Origin of the sequence: Tistrella sp. (genome assembly GCF_002684955.1) — a bacterium.
In the GTDB taxonomy this organism is placed as follows: Bacteria; Pseudomonadota; Alphaproteobacteria; order Tistrellales; family Tistrellaceae; genus Tistrella; species Tistrella mobilis.
Window position 1 is genome coordinate 38,104 of record NZ_NYWI01000027.1, and the last position, 23,576, is coordinate 61,679.

Sequence of the window (23,576 nt, forward strand, 5' to 3'; positions counted from 1 at the left end):
AACCGTTGACGGACCGGGTCAGCCGGCCTCGCCGGCGACCCGGTCACCCAGCGCCATCAGCCTGTCCCGCGGCAGGTCGAGCGACGCGACCGCCAGGTTTTCCTTCAGATGGTCCAGGCTGGAGGTGCCCGGGATCAGCAGGATGTTGGGCGCGCGGGCCAGCAGCCAGGCGAGGGCCAGTTGCATCGGCGATACGCCCTGCGCCGCCGCCTCTTCGGCCAGCGCCGCCGATTGCAGGGGGGTGAAGCCGCCGAGCGGGAAGAAGGGGACCCAGGCGATGCCCTGATCCGCCAGACGGTCGACCAGCGCATCATCGGCGCGGTGGACGAGGTTATAGTGGTTCTGCACGCAGACCACCGGCGCGATCCGCTGTGCCTCGGCGACCTGGGCGGCGGTGACGTTGCTGAGCCCCAGATGGCGGATCAGTCCCTGGTCGCGCAGCCGGGCCAGTGCCGTGAACCGCTCTTCGATCGAGCCCTCTTCCGGCCCGGGGGTGTGGCCCTCGACGATTCTGAGATTGACCACATCCAGCACGTCGAGCTTCAGGTTGCGCAGATTGTCGTGCACCGCGCGCTCCAGCTCCGCCGGGGCCTGCGCCGGCAGCCAGGCGCCGTCACTGCCCCGGACGGCACCCACTTTGGTGACGATCACCAGGTCGTCCGGATAGGGATGCAGCGCCTCGCGGATCAGCTGGTTGGTGATGTGGGGCCCGTAGAAATCGCTGGTGTCGATATGGTTGACCCCGGCCTTCACGGCCGCCCGCAGCACCGCGATCGCTGCCGCCGGATCTTTGGGCGGGCCGAAGACGCCGGGCCCCGCCAGCTGCATGGCGCCATAACCCATGCGGTCGACCATGCGGTCGCCGAGCCTGAACGTGCCGGCCGTCTTGTGCGTCGTCATGATCGTTCCTCCGGGCTTCGCAGGCTGCGCTCGTCGGGGCAGGACGACCAGCCGGATCGGCCTGTTTTATCAGATGGCCGGCCCCGCCGACACCGGCGGCGATACTGGCACCGGCACCGGCACCGGCACCGCAATGGTGCAGTGAACCCCGTCGGGGCCCAGCGTGAAGCTGGTCTTCGCCTTCAGCTGATAGGGCAGGCCGCGTTCGATCAGCTCCCGCCCCTGGCCACCGCTCCCCTGGCCACCGCTCCCCTGGCCACTCCCGGGTGGGGCGGCGCCCGGCATGGTGATGCCCCGCTCCCGCCAGTCGACATGCAGCCAGGGGTCACCATTCCCGGGCATCGGCTCCAGCCACCACGAGATCTGCAACCGCCCTGCGGGCTGGGCCAGGGCGCCGTATTTGACCGCATTGGTCGCCAGTTCGTGCAGCGCCATCGCCAGCACCTGCACGGTGGAGGATCTGAGGCGCACCTCCGACGGCCCGGTCAGGGTCACCTGGCTGGCGGGGCCGCCCATCACCGCGATTTCGGCGCGGACCAGCTCGTCGAAGGCGACGCGATCGTGATCGCTCAGCCGCGACAGCAGGCCCTGCACCCGGGCCAGCGCGTCCAGCCGGTCGCGGAACCGGTGCTGGAAATCGCCCAGATCGGTGCTCGCCCGCGCGGTCTTGTCGGCGATCGAGCGGATGACGCCCATCAGATTGCGGGTGCGGTGCTGCAGCTCGGCCAGCAGCACCTTCTGGCGCTCCTGCCATTCCCGCTGGCCGGTCACGTCCATCATGGCGCCGACCATGCGCACCGGCCGGCCCTCGGCGTCATAGAAGAACCGCCCGCGCCCGGCGATCCAGTGCACCGAGCCATCGGGGTGCAGGGTGCGGAATTCGCTGACGAAATCGCTCCCGTCGGCCATTGCCTCGTGAAGGGCGGCCTCGGTCTCGCCGCGATCTTCGGGGTGGATGCGGCGCAGCCATGCCTCGTAGCTGGGCGTCACCTCGCCCACCGCATAGCCTTCCATCAGGTAATGCTCGTCCGACCAGTGGATCTGCCCGGTCTCAAGATCCCAGTCCCACAGCCCCAGCCGCGCCACCTTGACGGCGATGCCCAGCCGGTCGCTGCTGCTTTGCAGCGCGTCCTGAACCCGCCGCGCCTCGGTCGTGTCGTGGCTGATCCCGCCGATGAAGGCGATCCGGCCGGTGGCGTCGGGGATGGGGAAATCGGTGTTGCGCAGCCAGCGGATGCCGCCATCGCCGGGGCGGATCACCCGGTGGTCGAAGGTGACATGGTCGCCGCCGCGCACCCGGGCGATCATCGCCTCGGTCCGCGGCCGGTCTTCCGCCATCACCAGATCCAGCCAGCGCCGGTAATTATCCCCCGTCAGCGCCTGTTCGCGGCCAAGGCCGTAGATCGTCTCGAAGGCCGGGGACAGATAGACCCATTGCAGGCTGTCGGCATCGCGGATCCACAGAACATCGCGCGAGGCCTCGCCGAAGCGTAGCAGCCGCTCTTCGGTCGCGCGCAGCTTCTCCGCCGCCTGGCGCGGGGCGGTGACGTCGGTGCCCGACCCGAACCATTCGCTGACGGTGCCGTCGGGGGCAAGCAGCGGCGCCGCGCGCGACACCATATGGCCGATGTTGCCATCGGGCAGGCGGATGCGGTGTTCCAGCTCGAACACCGTGCGGCCGTCGATGGCGGCCTGAACGGCGCTCTGCACCATCTGCCGGTCCTCGGGCAGGACGAAGCGGTCCAACCAGTTGCGGTCGGGCCAGCTATGGTCCAGCGAGGTTCCGCCGGGTTCGGCGACATGCGGTGGCAGGCCGGTCTCCATCACCGACATTTGCTGCCAGTCCGGGCTGATCCGATAGACCGACCGGGCCGTCGCCATCACCAGGGCCTGAAAGCGCCGGCGGCTCTGGTCGATCTCGGCCTCGTGGCGCTTGCGCTCCGAAATGTCGTGGAACAGCACCGCGACCTGGTTGTCGCCGATCCGGAAGGCATAGACATTGTACCAGAAGCCCAGCGCATCGGCCCGATGCTCGAAACGCTCGGGCGTGCCGGTCAGGGCGATGCGGCCATAGATGTCGAACCAGTGCTGTTCGTGATCCGACGCCAGATCGCGCATCCGCCGGCCCACCGCATCCGACAGGCCGGTCTGGCGGGCGAAGGCGGCATTGGTTTCCAGAAACACATAATCGACCGGCTTTCCGTCCGCATCGAACAACATTTCGATGGTGCAGAAGCCTTCATCGATGGAATTGAACAGGGTGCGGTATTTATGGGCCTCGCCCTGCAACTCGGCCAGCCGCGCCATCGCCAGCGTCAGCCCCACCTGGCGGGCCAGCAGGTCCAGGAAGCGGCGATAGCCGTCGTCATAGGAAAGCCGCGGGCTCAGCCCGACCACCAGAAAGCCGGTGACCTTGTGTCCGTGGTGGTCGGTCGCCGCGGTCAGCGGCAGGATGACGGCGGATTGCGGCACCCCTGCCGTGGCGGAGGCGGCCGGCCAGGGGCCGGCGGCAAGCTCCGGCCCGGCCAGGTCGATCACCGCGCCCCGGCGCCCCGCCAGGGGCGCGGCAAGCGGCCAGGGCTGCGCCGCGCCGTGGGCATCCATCTCCCAGGGGGTGACGGCGGTTCCGGCGGCAAGCCCCGCGCAGCCGGTCAGCCTGGCGGTGCGCGTGTCGCCGTCCAGGCTGTAGAGCAGGGCAACGGCCAGGTCGCGCGGCTGGTCGTTCAGCACGCCGATGATCGCGGCGGCGGTCTGGGTCGCCCCCCGGGCGGCCCGGGTGCCGTCGCCCAGGGCGGCGAGCGCCGCCAGCCGCCGGTCGCTCAGCATCCGGCCGGTCTCGTCGCTGCAGATGCCGAACACCCCGGCGGTGCCGCCCCGGCCGTCGGGGATCGGGCTGCACGACAGGGCCATGCAGACCTCTTCCGCCACCCCGTCGCGGGTGACGACCATCTCCAGCCGGTCGCGCCGGATCGCGGTTCCGCCCGTCATGACTGCCGCCAGGGTGGCGCCGAGATCGGGCCAGGCGGCGCTGTCGGTCGTGGGCCGCTCATCCGACCCGTCCTCGTCCCCCCCATCCTCGTCCCCCCCGTCCTCGTCTACAGGGCGGCCGAACAGGGCAGGGTGGTACAGGCCCAGCAGCGGGATGCAGGCGTCGTTGTGGAAGCGGATCAGCTCCTTCCCCCACCAGATCAGCATCGGCTGGGGGGCGGCGAGCATGATCCCGATCGCAGAAATCAGGCCCTGCGGCCACCCGGCCTGGGGACCGATCGCGGTTGCCGACCAGTCGCCCGCATCGATCTGCGCCCGCATGTTGCCGTCGTTCGTCGGCGTCTGATGCCTCAGCGGCATATGCATCGCATGGGTCACCGCTCCTCGCTTTCATCGCCATCGGGCGTCTTCGCGCCCTGCGGCTGATCGGCAGTGCCGCGCCGCCGCCTTGCCTCTTCCAGCGCATCCGCCAGCTCATGAGCCAGCTGCCGCAGCCGCGGCGGAATCACCTCGGTCCGGCCGGGCGGCCGCGATCCCCGCAGGGGACCGGCATTGCCGTCGAGCCCGCCATTGCGCGGCCATCGCGCCCGGTCCTCGTCGCCCCGTGCCGGACCGCCATTTTTCTGATCGACCATAAACCCTCCTGGACCACCTGGCGGTGGCCATCCTGATACCCGCCACCCCGTACCCAGATCCCTCCGGGGGCCTCGCTTCAGTGCAGATAAAGCCGTCCGCGCCGGCGGAATTCGTCGTCCAGCGCCGCGTGCAGCCAGGCGGCCGGCTCCGGGCTTCCGGCCCGGCCGCTCCGGGCTTCGGTGATCGCCCGGCGCAGCGTCGCCTCCACCAGCCGTTCGGCCGCGCCCGGGTCGGGCAGCAGGGTGCGCGCCCGTTGCAGCAGGCCGGATACCACCGCTTCCAGGCTCTGCGCATCATCCATGCGGCCGTGCGAAGCGTCGTTTGTGCCGCCGTCGCGGTCGGGCTCCGGCGCGTCCCGCCCGTCCTCATACTGCCGGTGCAGATCGTCCAGCAGCGTGCGGGCGTGATGCGGCTTCTGATAGACCGGCTGGCCGGCAAAGCGGTCGGGGAAGACGTCGTTGTCATAGCCGGTCAGGAACACGAAGGGCACGCGCCCCAGGACCAGCGAATCCGCCACCGGGAACGAGGCCAGATCCCGGATCCTCACATCCAGAATCGCGACCTGCGCGGCCGCGACATGCCGGATCGCCTCGTCCATATCCGCAAACGGCCCCACGACCGTATCGCCGCAGCTGCGGATATCGTCCGACAGCGTCTCGGCCAGATAAAAATCATCCTCCAGCACCAGAACCTTCAGCGACGGCCGATCGATCCGCCGCTCCCCGTCGACCTCCCGGCCGCGCCGGCCGGCGCTCACCTGTACGGCGCTCACCTGTGCTCTGGGGGCCATTAACCGCCCCGGCTCAAGACCGGCGGCAGGCGGGGCGGGAGGTGTGGTCACGGGCGGGGCAGATGGCATGGTCGCTCTCCGATGGATCTGACTGTTCTCAGCCAGTCAATCGGCGAAGGCGCTGCGGGTTCCCGGATAGTTTGTGGGGGTGGGGCTTTTTCCGGTGGCTTTGCCTGGGGCGGGGGGCGGGCTACACTGAAACCAGAGCGCGAGCCATGGGGAGGCCGGTATGCAGATCAGAAGACAACCGGAGGGTCTGATCGCGAAAAGGCTATTGATTAGCCGATGCCGTTCAATCGATGATCTATTGTGGCTTGGTAGTCCAGGAACCGCCCATTGGTGCCGTGTTCCTCCTTCAAAGTGACGGAAAAGTATAAGGCGGTTAAAATAGGATGTCAGCGGGGAAGGTCTGTGCAGAATGCAATCTCAGGAGCGATTACGGCGGCGACCTATTAAAATAGTTGCGTTTGTCGATTGGAATTCTCAGGTCTTTGCGGCGAAGAGATCAAGATCTGAAGAGCCAACTGTCCAAAGGATATTGGAGCACGTACTGAGGTCAATAAAAAATAGTCTTGCCAATTTTATTTCAGATTTTCGGTTTGAGGTTCATTTGCGTCTCTATGGTGGTTGGCACAAAGGATTCGAACCGATGCCTCAACGAAGAGAATTGGCAAGAGTGACAGATGATTTTTTATATGGAATCTATGTACATCCGAATATCGTCATTCGTGGACTTGAGTACGGGGATACGGCCTTAGGTGCTTTGGAGAGAAGAAAAGTCATGAGTACTAATTCGCATTTTCCTGCAACTTGTCGCGACTATGGGCAGGGTAAATTGGGCGAGAAAATGGTCGATACAGCATTGGTTAGCGATCTCATATATTGTTCCGTAAATGGCGAGGACGATTCTTGGTTAACTGTTGTTGGTGAAGATATAGATTTAATGCCAGGTGTTTATACAGCTGAAGGTTTTTTAAGGAGTTCGCGGAGGAAAATTGCATATTTACGCAGTCGGAAAGATAATTATCTCAATTGCGCTGACATTTATAAATTCAACTAAGGAGGATATCCAATTATGAAAATTAGCGAAGCGGATCTCAGAGTTTTTGCGGATCTCGGTACCGATTTTCATGAAGTTCATAAAGATTCTGAAAATGTTCACTATCATTTTTTAATGTCTGCACAGAATACTGTAGTATCTCTACATGAGAATAGCGACGTAGTGCGCCTTTCGATAGCTGGCGAAGAGATTACATATCCGAATATCCGTGCGTTATTGGCATCGAAATATTTTGGTCATTTAAATTTGTGGGCGTCTAATCAGTCGGCAATCCTTCGCGATGTTGTACCGGCCCACCCCATACCAATTATGGGGGAAATGGATGAGCTTAAAGGAAATGTTAGTCGGATGGGTATCGAGGAGTTCGACACCTATTTGTTAACAGATAGGAATGCGCAGCTTGATGTAATCATACTGGATGGTCCGGCCGGGATAGGAAAGACAACTCAAATACATCAAATTTCGCTGAAAAGAGCGAGAAATTTCCGAACTCAACAGAATCGTTTGTTGCTTCATGTTGAAAGCACAGGGCGTGTTCTTCAGAATCTTGATGACTTAATCGCAGGTAGTTTACAGAAAATCCGTGCAAAGCCGACCTTTGACCAGTTGCGTGTTCTTGTCCGGCACGGGCTTGTTACCCTCGCAATAGATGGATTTGATGAGCTTGCTGATCCTAATGGCTATGAACTGGCGTGGGGGCAACTTCGTGACTTGCTTAAAGATGTAGAGGGGGCAGGCCAAGTAATTCTAGCGGGGAGAGAGACATTCGTATCCATAGGAAGAATGAAGAATGCTCTTCCTATATTAGATAATATTAATATAAATATTTGCCAGTATCGATTGCATGAAGTGGAGCCTCGCCATGCACGCAATTGGCTGCTAGAACAAGGACTGGAATATCCAGCCTTTGATAAAGAAGAGATGAATGGGATTTTCTCATCCGGATCTTATGCTCTTCGTCCTTTTTTTCTAAGCAGTATGGTAAAAGGGAATGTTATAGAGGATCTACAATCCGATCCGTCCGCAGATATTCTCTCATTTCTTGTAAATGCCCTTATCGATAGGGAAAAGGATAAATTTGGTGAAGATATCCGAAGGAGTATATCTTCTGATGAACTGGTTAAGTACATACAGGCTCTCTGCGAAGAAATTGCTCGTGATATGGCCGATAATCAATCGGAATCGCTTCCGGGCCAAACCTTGGAGTGGGCTGCAGGGGTCTGCATTCCGGAAGGGACTGATACAGAGGTAGCTCGGGTCTTGATTCATCGAGCGCAAAATTTGCCGTTCCTTAGCCCAGATAGAGACCGAAATACCGTTAAGTTCGCTCATCGTCAGTTCCTTGTCTTCTTCTTAGGCCTAAATGCCATAAAGTGTATTGCCGGCGATGAGTTTCCTAAATATTTGCGGAGAAATATTCTGGGCTCTGAATTTCTGGAGACTTTCCCAAAGGCGATACTGAGCTTGCCTGGAAGTGTTGTGCGAAACTTCCGGGATAATGCTTTGGGAAAATTGCCTCAGATGAACGCTTTGGATCGGAGTGCCGGAAATATATCCTCCCTAGTTCTAATATGTGGGTGCTACTATCCACCGAATGAAAAAATTTCCATAAAATACATATCGATGGATGAAATTTATTTATTTGGAACCGTACCTCCAGTTGATTTCGAGAATGTTAGCATCAGTATATTAAATGCATATAAGGCAGATCTGGGTGCGGTGAATTTTTCCGGAGAGAATAGCATCGTTACGCTAAGGATGGACCCGTTGACCCGGTTGCCGCCGAAATTTCTGCTTCCGTCATGGCTTGAATTTGAAGGAAAGACCTTTAAAAGCAAGCCTGAAATCCAGTCTTTCTTATTCGGTACAGAAAATTCAGAGGAATCTGACAAGGTCGATTTCCCATTCGACCGGGATCTTCTGGACCGAATTTTGAGATATCGTCCCTTTTGGCTCAGGGAGGATCTCGAAACGGTCGAGCCCGTCGGCAGAAACATTATTGAGCATCGAGATTGGAGCAAGGCACGTCAATGGCTGAGTGACAAGGGATTGCTTAGGATTGAAGAGCGATATCCGGCCTCAGGGCGATCTTCTGCTTTTATTCACTTCCGCATTGGGAAGGATGACTTAAAAAGATAATAGGACTGTGGGGATAGCAGCTGGTCGACGACAAAACTTCATGGCGCCGCACACCCACCGCGGCTCATTGCGCAGTCTGTCGATCGACTTATATCCTGAGATGGAGATTGACACGTGTGGAGGCTGACATGCAGATCCGAAAACAACCCGATGGTCTGGCCGTCACTCTGTCTGACGACGTGGTGGCGCAGCTCGGTCTCAAGGAGGGCGATACTCTCGAAGCACGTGTAACTGCCTCTGGTGCCGTCGAACTCACGCGGCGGGCAAACCGGGAGAAGGCAATCGAGCGGTTGCGGGCATTTCGCGGGCTGTTGCCTGACGGATTCGTCTTTGATCGGGAGGAGGCGAATGCCCGGTAGCTTCTTCGATACGAACACGCTGATTTACCTGCTTTCCAGTGATGTCGCGAAAGTCAGTCGTGTCGAGGAACTTCTGAAAGGCGGCGGCACCATAAGCGTCCAGGTTCTGAATGAGCTTACGAACGTGATGCGACGTAAGCTGAAAATGAAGTGGCCGGCGGTTGATATGTTTCTGGCCAATCTGCGTGAGACGCTTGATGTGGTGCCCCTGACAGTGGAGGTCCACGCCAAAGGGCTGATGATCAGCCGACGGTATGGGTTCTCCATCTATGATTCCATGATTCTTGCGACTGCTGTGATATCTCAATGTACTGTCGTGTGGTCGGAAGACATGCAGGACGGATTTGAAGTAGCCCCAGGCTTGAATATTTGTAATCCGTTCAGTCGGGCGTGAGAGATCATGCCCGTGACCGTATGACCGTGACCCCGGAATGCCATCGCCACATAGAAACGTGAATAAGGACCGTAGGCGGGTTAATTCTCTCCCACCCCCTTCCCAAAATCCGTCTCCGCCGCCTCCCGCAGCGCATCCGCCGCATGCTCCGGTGACGGTGCCGCCTCGTCGGGCAAGGGGGTGGTAGCGGAAAGGGCGCGGGCGACGACGGTCATGTAGATGCGTTCCACCTCCTGCGGCAGCGGGCGGACTTCCGTGCCGGTGACGCAGTAGCGGGAGAGCAGGAATTCGCGGGCGCCCATCAGCATATAGGCCATGGGTTCCAGATCGGCGTCGGTATAGCCGGGCAGTTCGCCCGCGGCATGGGCGCGGCGCAGGGCGCGGACATAGCCTTCGGCCAGGTGGTCATAGAATTCGCGGTGGGCTTCGGGGGCGAAGAATTCGGCCTCGTTGGTCAGGCGGTGCAGATGCGGGTGGGTGGAGAGATAGGCGAAATTGGCCTCCAGGCCCACGCGTTCGCGTTCCAGCACCGTGCGGGTGTGGCGGGTGCGCCGGCGGATGAAGTCCAGCATCCGCCGGCCCAGCGTCGGCAGCAGGCTGTCGAACAGGGCCTGACGGTTTTCGAAATGCAGATAGACCGAGCCATGGGCGATGCCGGCCTCTTCGGCCACCCGGGCGATCGAGGTCTTGTCGTAACCTTTCTCGCCGATGGTCCGGGCGGCCGCCTGGATGATCGCCTCGCGCACCTGTTCCGCGCGCTCGTTGCGTCTGCGCCCCGCCATGAATTCCGTCCTTCGGTTGACTGTGCGGTCGTGGACGGCCGGTCAGGTCTTGTCCTGGACTGCGTCCGCCACCATCCTGCGGATCAGATGTTTCTGGATCTTGCCCGACGCGGTGCGCGGGAAATCCTCGACCCATTCGATCCGTTCAGGAAGTTTTTGCCGCGCCAGCCCCCGCGATGCAACAAAATCGGCGATCGCCTCGCGATCCGGCAGGGCGGTGCCGTCATGTTCCGCATTGCGGGCCGCATCGGTCGGGATCAGCCAGGCGCAGACACCCTCGCCCAGCCGGGCATGGGGCATGGCGACCACCGCAGCTTCGCGCACCAGCGGGTGTTCGTGCAGCGCGTCCTCGATCTCCTTGGCAGACAGGTTCTCGCCGCCGCGGATGATCAGATCCTTCTTGCGGCCGGTGATCACCACCTGGCCCGCGGCCGAGACCGTGCCGAGGTCGCCGGTTTTGAAATAGCCCTCGGCATCGAAGGCCTCGGCCGTGGCGTCCGGGTCGGTATAGCCGCGGAACAGCGCCGGGCCGCGGGCCAGGATCTCGCCCTCCGCCCCCGGCGGCAGGGTGCGGCCGGCATCGTCGACCACCTTCACCTCCCAGCCCGTCACCGCGCCATCGGTGACCGCGGCGGCTTCGGCCGAGGCCGGGTCGGTGCCGGGATAGCCCTGGGTGATCATCGGGCATTCGCTCGACCCATAGACCCGGAAGGCGGCAAGCCCGGGCAGGGCGGCGCGGGCGCGGCGCACCACTTCGGGCGGCACCGCCGCACCGCCGCAGGCGAAGATCTTCAGGCTGGCGGCCACCGGCGGCCGCCCGGCGGCGCGGGCGCTTTCCGCGGCCTGGGTCAGCTCCTGCAGGAAGGGGGTCGCGCCGATCATCACCGACACGCCATGGTCTTCAATCAGATCCAGCGCCCTACTGCCGTCCCAGCGCTCCATGAACACCGTGGTGGTGCCGTGATAGAAGGGCAGCTCCATCCCGTAGGAATAGCCGGTGACGTGGGTCACGGGCGAGGGCATCAGGATCACCTGGCCCGCCCGGACATCCCAGGCGGCCATGGAATTCAGCAGCGCCCGCTGCGAGGTCTCGTGGGCATAGAGCACGCCCTTGGGCCGGCCGGTGGTGCCCGAGGTGTACATCACCATCTTCAGCGCCGAGGCATCGGGCGGGGTGAAATCGTCGCCGAAATCCACGGCGCCGTCGTCTTCGGCTCCGCCCCAATCCTCCCAGCTATCGCAGCCGGCCGCCCGGCCGCGCACGGTGATGACGGTGCGCAGATGCGCCAGGCCGGGCTTCAGCCCCTGCGCCATGGCGGCATAATCGAAGCGTCGCCACTCCGCCGGCAGAAACAGCAGCCGCGACCGGGCATCACCCAGGATGAAGCCCACCTCGCGATCGCGATAGATCGGCACGATCGGGTTGATCACCCAGGCACCCAGCGTGCAGGCGAGGTTCAGCACCACCGCCTCTTCCCAGTTGGGCAGCTGGAAACTGACCACATCGCCGGGCTTCAGCCCCGCCTGGCGCATCCGCCGCGCCAGCTTCACCGCCCGGGTCAGGGCCTGGCCACAGGTCAGGCTGCCGGTTTCGGTGCGCACCGCGATCCGGTCGGGCGTCTGGCGGGCGCGGTCGCGGGCATCATCGGCCAGGGTGCGCCCGCTCCATTCCCCCGCCGCCCGGCGCAGCCGGGTCTCGTCCGGGGTGTAGCGCAGGCGAAAGCCGCTCGGGTCGTCGACAAGGATGCTGGACATGGGGTGCGGGGTCCTCGAAGGCGGAAGCGGGGGCAAACTCAAACGGCGAGGTAGCGGGTTTTAAGGCTGGGATCGGCATCGAATTCCGCCCAGCTGCCCGAATACACCAGCTGGCCGCTGTCGATCAGATGCACCTGGTCGGTCACCGCGCGGGCGAAGGAGAGGTTCTGTTCGGTCACCAGCACCGTCAGCCCGTGATCGCGGTGCAGGCGGCGGATTTCGGCCGCCATCTGGTCCACGATCACCGGGGCCAGCCCCTCCACCGGCTCGTCCAGCAGCAGCAGGCGCGGCCGGGCGATCACGCCGCGGGCCACCGCCACCATCTGCTGCTGCCCCCCTGAGAGCGCATAGCCGGCGCGGGCCGCGAAGGGCACCAGCGCCGGGAACAGCGCCCAGATCTCGTCCATGGTCATCGGCTTCACGCCCGGGCGGGCGGCATGCGCCCCCAGCGCGATGTTCTCGGCCACCGTGATATGCGGGAAGATCCGGCGGTCTTCGGGCACCAGCATCAGCCCGGCCCGGGCGCGGGCATCGGGCGCGAGGGGGGCGATATCCCGGCCGCCGAGCAGGATCCGCCCGGCGGTGACCCGCGGCCCGGCATTCAGGATGGTCTTGAGCAGGGTGGATTTGCCGGCGCCGTTGCGGCCGAGCAGGGCGACGGCCGAGCCCTCGGTGATGGCGAGGTCGATGCCGTGCAGCACCGCGGCATCGCCATAGCCGGAATGAAGCGCCTCGATGCGCAGAAGCGGGTCAGCCATGGCCCAGATAGACCTCCTTGACGGTCGGGTCGTCGCGCACCGCGGCCGGTTCGCCGCTGGCGATGACCCGGCCGTGATGCAGCACGGTCAGCCTTTGGGCAAGGCCGAAGACCACGCCCATGTCATGTTCGGTGAGCAGGAAGGCGAGGCCGTGGGCACGCCGGGTTTCGTCGATCAGCTCGGCCGCCGCCGTGCGGTCGCCCGGCGACATGCCGGCGGTCGGCTCGTCGAGCATGATCAGCTTGGGCCGCAGCGCCAGGCTCATCGCCAGTTCCAGCCGCTTCTTGTCGCCATGGGAGAGCAGCTTCGCCGGATCGTCGGCGCGCGGCCCCAGCCCCAGCCCGTCGAGCAGCCGGCGGACCTCGGCCAGCGTGCCCTGGCGGGGGCTGATCCGGAAGGTGAGCGCGATGCCGCCCCGGGCGCGGCGCTCGCGCGCCTCCACCGCCACGATCAGGTTCTCGGCCGTGGTCATCTCGCCGAAGATCCGCGCCACCTGGAAGGACCGGCCGACGCCGCGGCGCCCCCGCTGCCAGCCGGCAAGCCTGGTGACGTTGCCGTCGTCGAAGCGGATCTCGCCGCCATCGACCGGAAACTCGCCCGAGACCGCCTTGAACAGCGTGGTCTTGCCGGCGCCGTTGGGGCCGATCACCACATGGGCCTCGCCCGGCGCCACATCGATCGAGACATCGTACAGCACCTGGGTCTTGCCGTAGAACTTCACCAGGCCGCGGGCCGCAAGCAGCGGCGCGGACGATGCCGAGGGTGAGGGGGCGGACAGGCTCATGGCGTCTGCTCCTGCGGGCGGGTGGTCGATGCGACGGGTCTGGCGGGTGTGGCTGCGGCAGGCCGCGCGCGCAGCTTCATCACCAGCCCCATCACGCCGCCGGGGATGGCCAGCACCACCGCCAGCAGCATCAGCCCGGTGGTGATGTCGGCGATGCCATGCATGGTGCGGGTGGCGTATTCGACCGCGCCGAACAGGATCGCGCCGATGGCGGGCCCCCAGAAGCTGGCGGCACCGCCCAGCAGGGCATAGAGCACCGGTTTGGTGGACATGCTCCAATGGGCGAGTTCGGGGGTGACGATCTGCATCCAGGGCGCACTCACCGCGCCGGCGAAGGCGCTGGCGGCGCCCGAAATGGCAAAGGCGGCCAGGCGGTGGCGGTCGACATCAAGGCCGAGGAAGGCCGCCCGCACGGGGTCCTGCCGGATCGCCCGGAAGCTGCGGCCCAGCACGCCATGCCCCGCCCACCAGAGCAGGGCCGAGGCCAGGCCGCAGGCGACCAGCATGAACCAGTAATAGGCATCGCCCTGCGTCAGATCGATGGTGGCGATGCCAAGCTCGATCTTGGGGCGATAGATGCCGGTCAGCCCGTCATTGCGGCCCAGCCAGTCGGTCTTGGTGATCAGCACATGGACCAGTTCGGCGAAGGCGAGCGTCAGGACGGCGAAGTAGATCCCGCCCGAGCGGCGCAGCGCCACGATGCCGAAGACGATCGCCGCCAGCGCCCCCAGCCCGGTGGACAGGCCGAGCCACATCAGGAACGGCCCGCCCCCGGCCTGCTGCGGCCCTGCCGCCATGGCATAGGCGCCGATGGCGAAGAACATCGCCTGGCCGAAGGACAGCAGGCCGATGGTGCTGAACAGCAGGTTCCAGGCCTGGGCGAACACGATGTTGACCAGCGTCAGCCCCGCCAGGAACACCAGCCCCTGATTGAGCAGCGCGGGCGCCAGGGCGAAGAGGATCAGGCCCACCGCCAGCGGCCAGAGCGCCAGAAGGGGAGAGGTCCGGGTCGCAAGCGTCATCATGCCACCTGTGCGCGTCCCATCAGCCCCTGCGGCCGGATCAGCAGCACGGCGGCCAGGGCGACGAAGAAGAGGATGCCGGGATAATCCGGCAGGAAGACGGTGCCGAAGCTTTCGATCAGCCCCAGCATCACGGCGGCGATCGCAGCACCCCGAATGCTGCCCATGCCGCCGACGATGATCACCCCGAAGGCCTGGAGCAGGAACACGCCGGCCAGGCTGGGCGACAGGCTCTGATTGGCGGCGAGCAGCCCGCCGGCAAGGCCCGCCAGGCCGAAGGCGATCACCACCGTGATCATCAGCACCCGGCCGACGCGGATGCCCAGCAGCTTCGCCATCCAGCTGTCCATGGCGACCGCCCAGATCAGCTTGCCGAAGGTCGTCCGCTCCATCAGCAGGTCGAGCCCGATGAAGGCGAGCAGGCCGCAGGCCACCACGAACAGCGCGAATTCGGGCATGATCGCATCGCCCAGGAACACGGCACCGCCCAGCTCGTCGGGCGTCGGCACCGACATGAAGTTCAGCCCCCAGATCAGCTTGACCGCGCCGTCGCAGACCAGCAGCAGGGCGTAGGTGGCGATCAGCACATAGGCGTCCTCAACCCCGCGCAGCCGCCGGAAAATGGCGAGATCGGCCAGCACCCCCAGCACGGCCACCGCCATGCCCGATGCCAGCGCCACCACGAGATACAGCCAGAGCGGCACGCCGCCAACGCCTGCCAGCTGCAGCAGGGTGAAGGCGATATAGGCGCCGATCATGAAGAACCCGCCATGGGCGAAGTTCAGGATGTGCAGGATGCCGAAGATCAGCGTCAGCCCCGCCGCCACCAGAAAGGTCGCGGCCGCCCAGGCCATGCCGTTGAACAGGATCAGCGCCAGATCGGCGAACGTCATCATCGCCTCCGTAAGACCGCATCGGGGTGCGGAAGGTCGGGGTGGTCGGGGTGGCGGGTGGAAAGGTGGATCCCCGCCTGCGCGGGGATGACGGGATCGGTTTTCGTTGCCGCCGCTCGTCGGCCGGCCTGCCGCGGATCCGACGGCGGATCGCTGATCAGAAAGAAAATGCCGTCATCCCCGCGCAGGCGGGGATCCACCTTCTTCTCTGCCGCGAAAACCGCCGCCCTGGTCTCTCGAAAAAAAAGTGCAGCCACCGGGGAGGGGGTGCGGCCGGTCACCGGGGAGGCGCGATCGTCGTGGCCGCGCCCCGGTGGCTGCAAGTCGAGAGACGGTCAGAGAGACTTCAGTTCAAGCTTCTGTCCCGGCCGTGCCGGTTCCACCACGCTGTCACCCGGCACCGAGACGAAGTCGGTGACCGCGAAGCCGTCGGGGTTGTCGGCCTTGGGGCTGATGCGGATGATCTCGACGCTCTTGATCGCCTGGTTGTCCTCGGCGCGCAGCGTGCGCTTGCCGGTGGCGCTGTCGAAGGTCAGGCCCTTCAGCGCGGCGATGATCGCATCGGCCTTGGTCTCGCCGCCGGTCTTCTCAAGTGCCGCCTTGTAGGCATAGACCGCCGCATGGGCTTCCGCCGCCCAGCCCATCGGATACTTGTTGCCGGTGCGCTGAACATAGGCATCGTAGAGATGCTTCGACATCGGGTTGTCGGTGTTGCCGTTGAAGTACCAGTGGGTGCCGGTCCAGGTATCCGGGGTCTGGTCCTTCATCGCCAGCGGCACCAGGAATTCATTGGCCGAATCGACCAGCACCTTGGTCTTTTCGAACAGGCCGAAGGGCTTCGCCTGCTGGAACAGGGTCACCGCATCGCCGCCATAGGCCGAGGTATACAGCCCCTCGAAGGGCTGGCGCACCGCGGCGGCGATGAAGTTCTTATAATCGCCCGCGCCATAGGGCACCAGGATCGGCCGCTGGATGTCGGGCTGTTTGCCGGTGACCTGGGGGAAGACGTTCAGCATCGCATCCACGAAGATCGCCCAGGTGGTGCGGCCATATTCATGGTCGGGGATGATGCCGCCCCAGCTGGTGACGTTGGGGTAGCGCTCGGCGATCAGCCGGATCAGGCCGTACTGGCGCGAATAGGGGCTGTCGCCCACCCGGAAGACATTGGGGCTGTAATTCTCGTGGTTCAGCTTTTCGGTGCCGGCGCCGCAGGTCAGCACCGTGCCGCCGGCCGCCTGCATCAGCGGGCCCATGGCCAGCGCCACCGCCGAGGAGATGGTGCCGAGCTGCAGGTTGACGCCCTGGCCCAGCAGTTCGCGCGCCGCCACCGTCGCGGCGGCCGGGTTGGCCTTGCTGTCGCGGATTTCCAGTGCCAGCGGCCGGCCGTTCACGCCGCCATCGGCATTGATCTTCTCGACCGCGATTTCGGCGCCATGGCGCACGAAGCTGCCGATCATTTCCTGTGCGCCCGACAGCGGCGTCACCAGGCCCAGCGTGATGGGGTTGTCGGCGGCACGGGCGCCGGGGATCCACAGCCGGCTCATCGGCGCGATCGCGGCCGCGGCGGCTGTCGTCTTCAGCAGGGGGCGCCGGCTGAATTTCGGGCCCTTGAAGCTCTGGGTCATCTCTGTCTCCTCCCTGGGCATGGCGCGGTTCTGGTTGGTGTCCCGTGGGGCACGGGCCGCGCCTTCATGCCTCATCCATGCGATGGGTGCAGATCGTGTCGGTCGTGTTCGGGTGCCCCGGCAAGCTGCCGGCGCAGGTCGGTCTTCAGCACCTTGCCCAGCGGGTTGCGGGGCAGCGCATCGGTGAGGAAGACCCGTCTCGGGATCTCGTAATCGGCCAGCACCGCCGCGGCGGCCGCTTGCAGCCGAGCGATGAAGTCTTCATCAGTTTCGATGTCTTCGGTTGTGCCAGGGTCTTCGGTTGTGTCAGGCGCCGTGCGCACCACCACCGCCGCGACATCCTCGCCAAGCCGTGGATGGGGCAGGGCGATCACCGCCGCCTCGAACACGCCGGGGATGCGGTGCAGCACGTCTTCCACCCGCCGGGCGGCGATCTTCAGCCCGCCGCGGACGATCACATCCTTCAGCCGGTCCAGGTGATGGAGATGGCCGTCGGCATCGATCCGCCCCCAATCGCCGGTGCGGACCCAGCCATCCCTGATCGTCTCCGCCGTCGCCTCGGGCGCGTCGCGATAGCCGGTCATGTTGGCCGGGCTCAGGATTTCGATCTCGCCGGCTTCCCCAGCCGGCAGCGCGCGGCCGTCGGCATCGGTGATCCGCACCCGGCAGAGCGGCATGGGCCGACCGACCGAGCCGGGCCTGGCCATCACCTCGTCGGGCAGCAGCATGGTGCCGGTTGGGCCCGTCTCGGTCATGCCATAATTCTGGCGCTGCTCGACCGCCGGGAACCGCCGGGCCAGTGCCGCCACCGCCTCCTGCGGCATGGCGGCCCCGCCGTAATTCCAGAGGCGGATGCTCGACAGATCGGGGGCGTCGCCGCCCGCCCGCGCCAGCGCATCCAGCAGATAGAGAAAGCCCGATGGCACCGAGAGCAGCACCGTGCTGCGCCGGGTCGCGATCCGCTCCAGGATGCGCGCCGCGTCGAAGGCGGGCTCCACGATCATCGCAGCGCCCGCCCAGAGCGCGGCGAGCGGGTTGAAATGCACGCCCGAACTGGTGAAGAACGGCACCGCATGATGATGCCGGTCATCCGGCGTCAGCCCCAGCGCCGTGCCGAAGATCGCCCCCGTGGCCACGGCAGAGCGGTGGCTGTGCTCCACCGCCTTGGGCCGGCCGGTGGTGCCCGAGGTGAAGATCAGATCGGCGACCGCCTCGGGCGCCACTTCGGGCAGCGGCGTGCCGGCAGCGCCCGTGGCCGTCAGCGCGGCGAGCCCCGCGCCCAGGTCGATGCAGCGGGCAGCACCGCCCGCCCGTGTGATCGCGGCGGCAAGCCGCGCCATCAGCCCCGGTTCGGCAAAGGCGATCTTCAGCCGGCCAAGGGCGATGGCGTGGTCCAGATCCTCGTCGCCATAGCGCGGGTTGATCGGCACCAGAACCGCGCCGGCCAGGGCCGCGGCATACTGCACCAGATGGGCCTCGGTGACGGCGGTGTTGCCGGCCAGCACGCCGACGCCGTCACCCGGCCCGACCCCCGCCGCCACCAGCGCCCGGGCCAGCCGCTCCGCCCCCGCCGCCATGGCGGCGAAGCTGGTGACGGCCAGCCCGTCCGCCTCTGCCGGGTACAGTCGCGAGGGGGCGATCAGCATGGGCGCCGCGCCATGTTCCGCCGCCCGCGCCCGCAGAAGACGGCCGAGCGTGCCCGTCTCCGCAATCCTGCGGGCGAGATCGGCTTCAAGCGGTCCCTGGGGCGTGGGGGCGGCCATGGCGGTTCCCTCTGGTGAGCTTATCGACCCGTGAGCTTATCGCCCGGTGAAGGCCGGCTTGCGCTTCTCGCGGAAGGCCGCGACCGCCTCGCGATGGTCCTCGGTCAGGTTCGACATGCTCTCGTACCCGATGCAGGCATCCATCATCGAATGGGCCAGCTGCTTCAGCGCGATATTGGTCGCGGTCTTGGTCCAGCGGATCGCCTTGGTGGCGCCCCCGGCCAGCCGGTCGGCCAGGGCATAGACCTCGTCGTCGAGCCGCTCGGGGGCGACCGCGCGGTTGATCAGCCCGATCCGTGCCGCTTCGGGGGCGGTCAGCAGGTCGCCGGTCAGCAGGAATTCCTTGGCGCGGGCAAAGCCGATCAGCTGCGGCCAGATCACCGCGCCGCCATCGCCCGCGACCAGCCCCACCGACACATGCGGGTCGCCGATCTTCGCCTTGTCCGAGGCGATGATGATGTCGCACATCAGTGCGATGGTCGCACCCAGCCCGGTGGCATGGCCGTTCAGCCGGCAGATCAGCGGCTTTTCAAGGTCCAGCTGGCTGAACACGATGCGTTTGGCCTCAAGCCCGGTGCGCTCGAACTCGCCGGGCACATCGATATGTTCCTGCATCCAGTTGATGTCGCCACCGGCGCAGAAGGCGCGGCCGGCGCCGGTCAGCACCACCACATCGCTGTCGGGATCCATGGCGAGGTCGGTGAACAGACGCGAGAATTCCTCGTGCAGCCGGGCGTTGACCGCATTCATCGCCTCGGGGCGATTGATGGTTGCGGTCAGCACGCGGTTGCGGCGTTCGAAGGTGAAGCACTGATAGTCGCGGAATTCGAAGGCGCCGGGTTCGGTGGTCACGGGGTGGGTTTCCTCTCAGGCGGGGCGGTTCGTCTGCCGCCCTTGGGTGATGTCTTCAACGTTTCTGGCGATCAGGCGATCAGGCGGCGTTGCTCTGCTCGGTGGTGGCGATGAAGCGGTCCAGATGCAGGTCGTTGCCGCCCATGCCGGCGGCGATCACTTTCAGGCGCTTGAAGCCGTGGCCGACGATCATCTCGTCAGTCATGCCGATGCCGCCATGCAGCTGGATCGCCTCGCGCCCCACATGCATCGCCAGTTCCGCGACATGCAGCCGGGCGGCCGACACCGCGCGGGCGCGGGCGAGCACGTCGTCCTCGGCCAGCGCGACCGTCGCCATGATCACCATCGACCGCGCCTCTTCGCAGGCGATATGGATATCGGCCATGCGGTGCTGCAGCGCCTGGAACCGGCCGATTTCCTGGCCGAACTGGCGGCGGGTACGCAGATGCTCCAGCGTCGCCGCCTTCAGCCGCTCCATCACCCCCAGTGCTTCGGCCAGTTCGGCCGCGATGGCGCGGTCGATCAGGGCGGCCAGGATGGCATCCGCCTCGGCGGCCAGCAGGGCGACCGCCGGCACCTCCGTGCCCTCGAACGCGATCTCGGCCGCGGTCATGCCGTCGAGTGTCGGATAGCCGGTGCGGGTGATCCCGGGCGCCGCCGCATCCACCAGGAACAGCCCGGTGGCGCCCTCGGGCATCGCGGCCGAAACCAGCAGGCAATCCGCCTCTGCCCCGGCGCGGACCACGCTCTTGGCGCCGTCCAGCCGCCAGCCGTCGCCCGCCGGCACCGCGCGGGTGGTGCGGGGGGCGGCCGGGTCGCGCAGGCCGGGCTCGTCATGGGCGAAGGCGACCACCAGCCGGCCGCCGGCGATGGCGGCCAGCCGCGCATCGTCGTCGGCCGCCCCGGTCAGCGTCAGCGCTGCGGGGGCGATGACGGCGGTGGCCAGATAGGGTTCCACCATCAGCCCGCGGCCGATCTCTTCCATCACGATCATGGTCTCGACCGCACCGCCGGCACTGCCGCCCGCGGCTTCGGGCAGCGCCACGCCCTGCCAGCCCATCTCCGCTATCTCGGCCCAGGCCGCGCGATCGAAACCGGTGGCGGCTGCCGCCTTGCGGCGCTTCAGATCATAGCGCTCCGCGACCCAGCGCCTGGCCATGTCGCGCAGCATCGACTGTTCTTCGGTGAAGCGGAAGTTCATGTGATGCTCTTTGTTTTAGCCCCTCGCCGGGCGGGCACTCCGTGCCCTTGGCCGCCGCCTCAATGGCGGCTGGGAGCCAGGTTGGGCGGATTTTTTCCCTTGCCGGGCGGGCGCTTCTGAGTCTGTCAGTCCCTCGCCGGGCGGGCGCTGCCGCGCCCTTGGCCGCCGCCTCAATGGCGGCTGGGAGCCTGTTGTGAACGCAGGCAGTGCCCAGGCTTCCGGGCGTTGCGGTCAGAGGCCCAGCGCGTGTTTGGCCAGGATGTTGCGCTGGACTTCGTTGGACCCGCCCCAGATGGTGGGGGCGCGGTGGTAGAGGAATTCGGCCAGGATGCCGGCGGCGCCGTCGGGGCCGATTTCGATGCCCTGCGCCTCTGCCTCCAGCAGCCGCACGTCGAAGGGGACGCCGTAGAGGCCGAGCACGTCGGTGGCCAGTTCCGTGATCGCCTGCACCAGTTCGCTGCCGCGGATCTTGAGCAGAGACGCCTCGGCCCCGGGACCGGCCCCCTCCATGGCGGCGTCCAGCATGCGCAGCGTGGTCCATTCCAGCGCCAGCACGCGGATCTCCAGCCGGGCGATGCGGTCGCGGAAGCGGGCATCATCGGCCAGCACGCCCCGGCCGTTGGCATGGGGCAGGCGGGCGGCCATGCGCCGGATCTTGCCGATCAGCCGCCGTGCCTTGCCGGTTTCGGCCGAGAGCATGCGTTCATGCCCCAGCAGGAATTTGGCGTAGGTCCAGCCCCGGTTCTCCTCGCCGACCCGCTCGCTCACCGGCACGCGGACATCGTCGAAGAACACCTCGTTCAGGTGATGCGCGCCATCGATCGAGATGATCGGCCGCACCGTCACCCCCGGCTGCTTCATATCCAGCAGCAGGAAGGAAATCCCCTCCTGCGGCCGTGCCGCATCCGCATCGGTGCGGGCCAGGCAGAACATCATGTCGGCCCAATGGGCCATGGTGGTCCAGATCTTGGAGCCGTTGACGACATAATGGTCACCGTCGCGCACCGCCCGGGTCTTCAGCCCGGCCAGATCCGACCCGGCGCCGGGCTCGCTATAGCCCTGGCACCAGAACACGTCGGACGACAGAATGCCCGGCAGATGCCGTTCCTGCTGATCGGCATTGCCATAGGTGAAGATCACCGGGCCCACATAATTCACCCCGAAGGGCAGCAGCCAGGGGGCACCGGCGCGCGCCGTCTCTTCCTGGAAGATATAGCCTTCCACCGGCGTCCAGTCGCACCCGCCCCATTTCTTCGGCCAGAACCCGGCGATCCAGCCCTGTTCATGCAGGATCTTCTGCCAGCGGATGTGATCCGCCCGATCGAGATGCCGGCCTTCCAGCACCTTGGCGCGGATATCCTCGGGCAGCCGCTCCTCACAGAACCGCCGCACCTGATCGCGGAACGCCCGCTCTTCGGCCGTGAACTCGGCGTGCATGCCTCGCTCCGAACTGATTAATGATTCATGAGTCATTATTCTTGTCGCTGAAACCGGGGCAGGGCGCAAGATCAAATCGTGTTGTGCGGTGCAGCGGAAATTTTATGAGGGGTTGTGCGGTGCGGTGGGGAGATGGCGGGGCGGGGCAGGAGGCAAGGGGCGCCTACTTGGGTCTGCGGGCTTCGGCCATGGCGATGTAGCGGGCTTCGAGTTCGTCGAAGACCTCGTCAGCAGGGTGGGTGCGCCCGGCGGCCCCGTCGGCGAGGCCGCGGAGGATGGCGGCGTCGAGGGCGTGGGCCGGTCTGGCCACCAGCTACGACTCGCCAAGGCAAAATAATGGCGAATCTCATCGTGTCCATTAGTCAGTCAATTATTATTACCCTCTAAAGGTGGCGGGAGGCGAAAACTATACCTCGTCCGGGCTGTGATGGTTTCGCGCGCAGTCGAAAGCTTTGGAACCCGCATAGAGGCGATTGAGAGGTAAATTTTCATTTCAAAATATTCATCAAGGGATTTTTTCCGGATTAGGAATATAACTCATTGGATAGTATACCTGCGGGCATAGACCTGTCAGATCAAGGATAGGATACTCGGTCTTTTCCCATTCGAAGAGTTTGCGTCCAAGTAGAAAGTGGGAACCTGGGTCTGTTCGGATGGCGAATGGAAGACTACTGCCATAAGAATATACCTTTACCATCTGGACAGCGCCGCCAATGGCTGGCATGGCCTTTGTATTTCTATCCTTGACTATAAGAGAATGTAATGCCTCTATTGGTTCATAGTCAAAGTCTATCTTTTTCTTTTCGATCTGATTTGTCGTATGTGGATGGCGCTTTTTGAGAATATCACTAAGTTCCTTCATGTAATTTTTTTCGTAATCTCCAATGAATGTAAGAGAATTTGATCTTTCTCGCCAGGGGTGCGGCTTTTTTGCCCTGCGTCGATGGAAGAAAAATTGCCCTGCTTTTCCATTATTTCTATTTTCGTAGCAAAAATATCCAATATGGTATTTTCTGTGTTCATGCGACCAGCCGGAGAAAAGTATGCGAGTATCTGCAAGTTCCTGCGCTTTTTCTTTTGATGTGATATCCCAGCTATCTATTAAATTATTCAGGATATAACCTACATTTGCCGTGACATTGGTTATATCCTCTGCTCTGGTTCGTGTTTTTATAAAATTATTTAATGCTGTCGCTACTTGAACAAAGAGGGGATACGCCACTTGGGCATCACCACAGAATGCTAAACAGCAATCGCCTCTGTCTAAACGAAAAATCTTTTGCGCTTGGTCAAGCGCGCCGCGACTTCGGAGCCTACTATCCGACGCGATGACTAACTCACTGGTTCCCTTTAGCTTACGTAACCATGCGATTGCTATTGTCATAATGTATCCTTTCGCATGTTCAAGAGAAGATACTTAGGCGAAAATTGCTTCGTG

General features: G+C 64.3%; 22 protein-coding genes. 4 read left to right on the forward strand and 18 right to left on the reverse strand.

Features of this window, described 5'->3' with window-relative positions:
* Nucleotides 1-18 precede the first annotated feature (18 nt).
* The 4 genes from CMO28_RS06605 to CMO28_RS06620 form a co-directional block, all read right to left on the reverse strand.
* The gene (locus tag CMO28_RS06605; protein ID WP_296711414.1) at nt 19-900 is read right to left on the reverse strand and encodes an oxidoreductase; all 882 of its coding nucleotides are present in this window, start codon (nt 898-900) and stop codon (nt 19-21) included.
* 69 nt (nt 901-969) lie between these two features.
* Nucleotides 970-4,209 (reverse strand): PAS domain-containing protein, encoded by a 3,240-nt coding sequence (locus CMO28_RS06610; RefSeq protein ID WP_296711416.1) that lies wholly within the window; start codon nt 4,207-4,209, stop codon nt 970-972.
* Nucleotides 4,210-4,262: 53 nt separating this feature from the next.
* On the reverse strand, nt 4,263-4,523 hold the full coding sequence (locus CMO28_RS06615) for a hypothetical protein (protein WP_296711419.1): 261 nt from the start codon (nt 4,521-4,523) through the stop codon (nt 4,263-4,265).
* Between the two features lie 77 nt (nt 4,524-4,600).
* Nucleotides 4,601-5,296 carry a response regulator receiver protein gene (locus tag CMO28_RS06620; protein ID WP_296711422.1) on the reverse strand — a complete coding sequence of 232 codons (696 nt, stop codon included), beginning with the start codon at nt 5,294-5,296 and terminating at the stop codon, nt 4,601-4,603.
* Between the two features lie 436 nt (nt 5,297-5,732).
* Here CMO28_RS06620 and CMO28_RS06625 point away from each other — a divergent pair, with 436 nt between their 5' ends.
* The 4 genes from CMO28_RS06625 to CMO28_RS06640 all read left to right on the forward strand — a co-directional run bounded on the left by CMO28_RS06625 (nt 5,733) and on the right by CMO28_RS06640 (nt 9,266).
* A complete protein-coding gene (locus CMO28_RS06625; protein WP_296711424.1) occupies nt 5,733-6,374 on the forward strand; it encodes a hypothetical protein in 642 nt (213 codons plus the stop codon).
* A gap of 15 nt (nt 6,375-6,389) precedes the next feature.
* Nucleotides 6,390-8,513 carry an NACHT domain-containing protein gene (locus tag CMO28_RS06630; protein WP_296711427.1) on the forward strand — a complete coding sequence of 708 codons (2,124 nt, stop codon included), beginning with the start codon at nt 6,390-6,392 and terminating at the stop codon, nt 8,511-8,513.
* A gap of 128 nt (nt 8,514-8,641) precedes the next feature.
* Nucleotides 8,642-8,872 carry a transcriptional regulator/antitoxin MazE gene (locus tag CMO28_RS06635; RefSeq protein ID WP_296711429.1) on the forward strand — a complete coding sequence of 77 codons (231 nt, stop codon included), beginning with the start codon at nt 8,642-8,644 and terminating at the stop codon, nt 8,870-8,872.
* Complete coding sequence (locus CMO28_RS06640; RefSeq protein WP_296711432.1) at nt 8,862-9,266, forward strand: PIN domain-containing protein; 405 nt, start codon at nt 8,862-8,864, stop codon at nt 9,264-9,266. Before CMO28_RS06635 ends, CMO28_RS06640 begins: the two co-directional genes overlap by 11 nt.
* Nucleotides 9,267-9,346: 80 nt before the next feature.
* On the opposite strand, the gene CMO28_RS06645 is transcribed toward CMO28_RS06640, so the two are convergent.
* From CMO28_RS06645 to CMO28_RS06710, 14 genes are all read right to left on the reverse strand, one after another.
* Nucleotides 9,347-10,048, reverse strand: a complete 702-nt coding sequence (locus tag CMO28_RS06645) for a TetR/AcrR family transcriptional regulator (protein ID WP_296711435.1) — start codon at nt 10,046-10,048, stop codon at nt 9,347-9,349.
* A 42-nt stretch (nt 10,049-10,090) separates the two neighbouring features.
* Complete coding sequence (locus CMO28_RS06650; RefSeq protein WP_296711437.1) at nt 10,091-11,803, reverse strand: AMP-binding protein; 1,713 nt, start codon at nt 11,801-11,803, stop codon at nt 10,091-10,093.
* Between the two features lie 38 nt (nt 11,804-11,841).
* Complete coding sequence (locus CMO28_RS06655) at nt 11,842-12,561, reverse strand: ABC transporter ATP-binding protein (protein WP_296711439.1); 720 nt, start codon at nt 12,559-12,561, stop codon at nt 11,842-11,844.
* Nucleotides 12,554-13,345, reverse strand: coding sequence for an ABC transporter ATP-binding protein (locus tag CMO28_RS06660; protein ID WP_296711440.1), 792 nt, complete (start codon nt 13,343-13,345; stop codon nt 12,554-12,556). Before CMO28_RS06660 ends, CMO28_RS06655 begins: the two co-directional genes overlap by 8 nt.
* Complete coding sequence (locus tag CMO28_RS06665) at nt 13,342-14,370, reverse strand: branched-chain amino acid ABC transporter permease (protein WP_296711442.1); 1,029 nt, start codon at nt 14,368-14,370, stop codon at nt 13,342-13,344. The genes CMO28_RS06660 and CMO28_RS06665 overlap by 4 nt, the downstream gene beginning before the upstream one ends.
* Nucleotides 14,367-15,263, reverse strand: coding sequence for a branched-chain amino acid ABC transporter permease (locus CMO28_RS06670; protein WP_296711444.1), 897 nt, complete (start codon nt 15,261-15,263; stop codon nt 14,367-14,369). Before CMO28_RS06670 ends, CMO28_RS06665 begins: the two co-directional genes overlap by 4 nt.
* Entirely contained in the window at nt 15,260-15,541 is a 282-nt protein-coding gene (locus CMO28_RS06675; protein ID WP_296711447.1) for a hypothetical protein, read from the reverse strand. The genes CMO28_RS06670 and CMO28_RS06675 overlap by 4 nt, the downstream gene beginning before the upstream one ends.
* A gap of 54 nt (nt 15,542-15,595) precedes the next feature.
* Nucleotides 15,596-16,885 carry an ABC transporter substrate-binding protein gene (locus tag CMO28_RS06680; RefSeq protein WP_296711450.1) on the reverse strand — a complete coding sequence of 430 codons (1,290 nt, stop codon included), beginning with the start codon at nt 16,883-16,885 and terminating at the stop codon, nt 15,596-15,598.
* 71 nt (nt 16,886-16,956) lie between these two features.
* Nucleotides 16,957-18,648: a class I adenylate-forming enzyme family protein gene (locus CMO28_RS06685; RefSeq protein WP_296711453.1), complete on the reverse strand. Its 1,692-nt coding sequence runs from the start codon at nt 18,646-18,648 to the stop codon at nt 16,957-16,959.
* A gap of 36 nt (nt 18,649-18,684) precedes the next feature.
* Nucleotides 18,685-19,500 carry an enoyl-CoA hydratase/isomerase family protein gene (locus tag CMO28_RS06690; RefSeq protein ID WP_296711456.1) on the reverse strand — a complete coding sequence of 272 codons (816 nt, stop codon included), beginning with the start codon at nt 19,498-19,500 and terminating at the stop codon, nt 18,685-18,687.
* Between the two features lie 79 nt (nt 19,501-19,579).
* Entirely contained in the window at nt 19,580-20,701 is a 1,122-nt protein-coding gene (locus CMO28_RS06695) for an acyl-CoA dehydrogenase family protein (protein ID WP_296711459.1), read from the reverse strand.
* A 231-nt stretch (nt 20,702-20,932) separates the two neighbouring features.
* Complete coding sequence (locus CMO28_RS06700; RefSeq protein ID WP_296711462.1) at nt 20,933-22,138, reverse strand: acyl-CoA dehydrogenase family protein; 1,206 nt, start codon at nt 22,136-22,138, stop codon at nt 20,933-20,935.
* Between the two features lie 163 nt (nt 22,139-22,301).
* On the reverse strand, nt 22,302-22,448 hold the full coding sequence (locus CMO28_RS06705; RefSeq protein WP_296711464.1) for a hypothetical protein: 147 nt from the start codon (nt 22,446-22,448) through the stop codon (nt 22,302-22,304).
* A gap of 195 nt (nt 22,449-22,643) precedes the next feature.
* Nucleotides 22,644-23,522, reverse strand: coding sequence for a hypothetical protein (locus CMO28_RS06710; protein ID WP_296711467.1), 879 nt, complete (start codon nt 23,520-23,522; stop codon nt 22,644-22,646).
* Nucleotides 23,523-23,576: the final 54 nt, after the last annotated feature.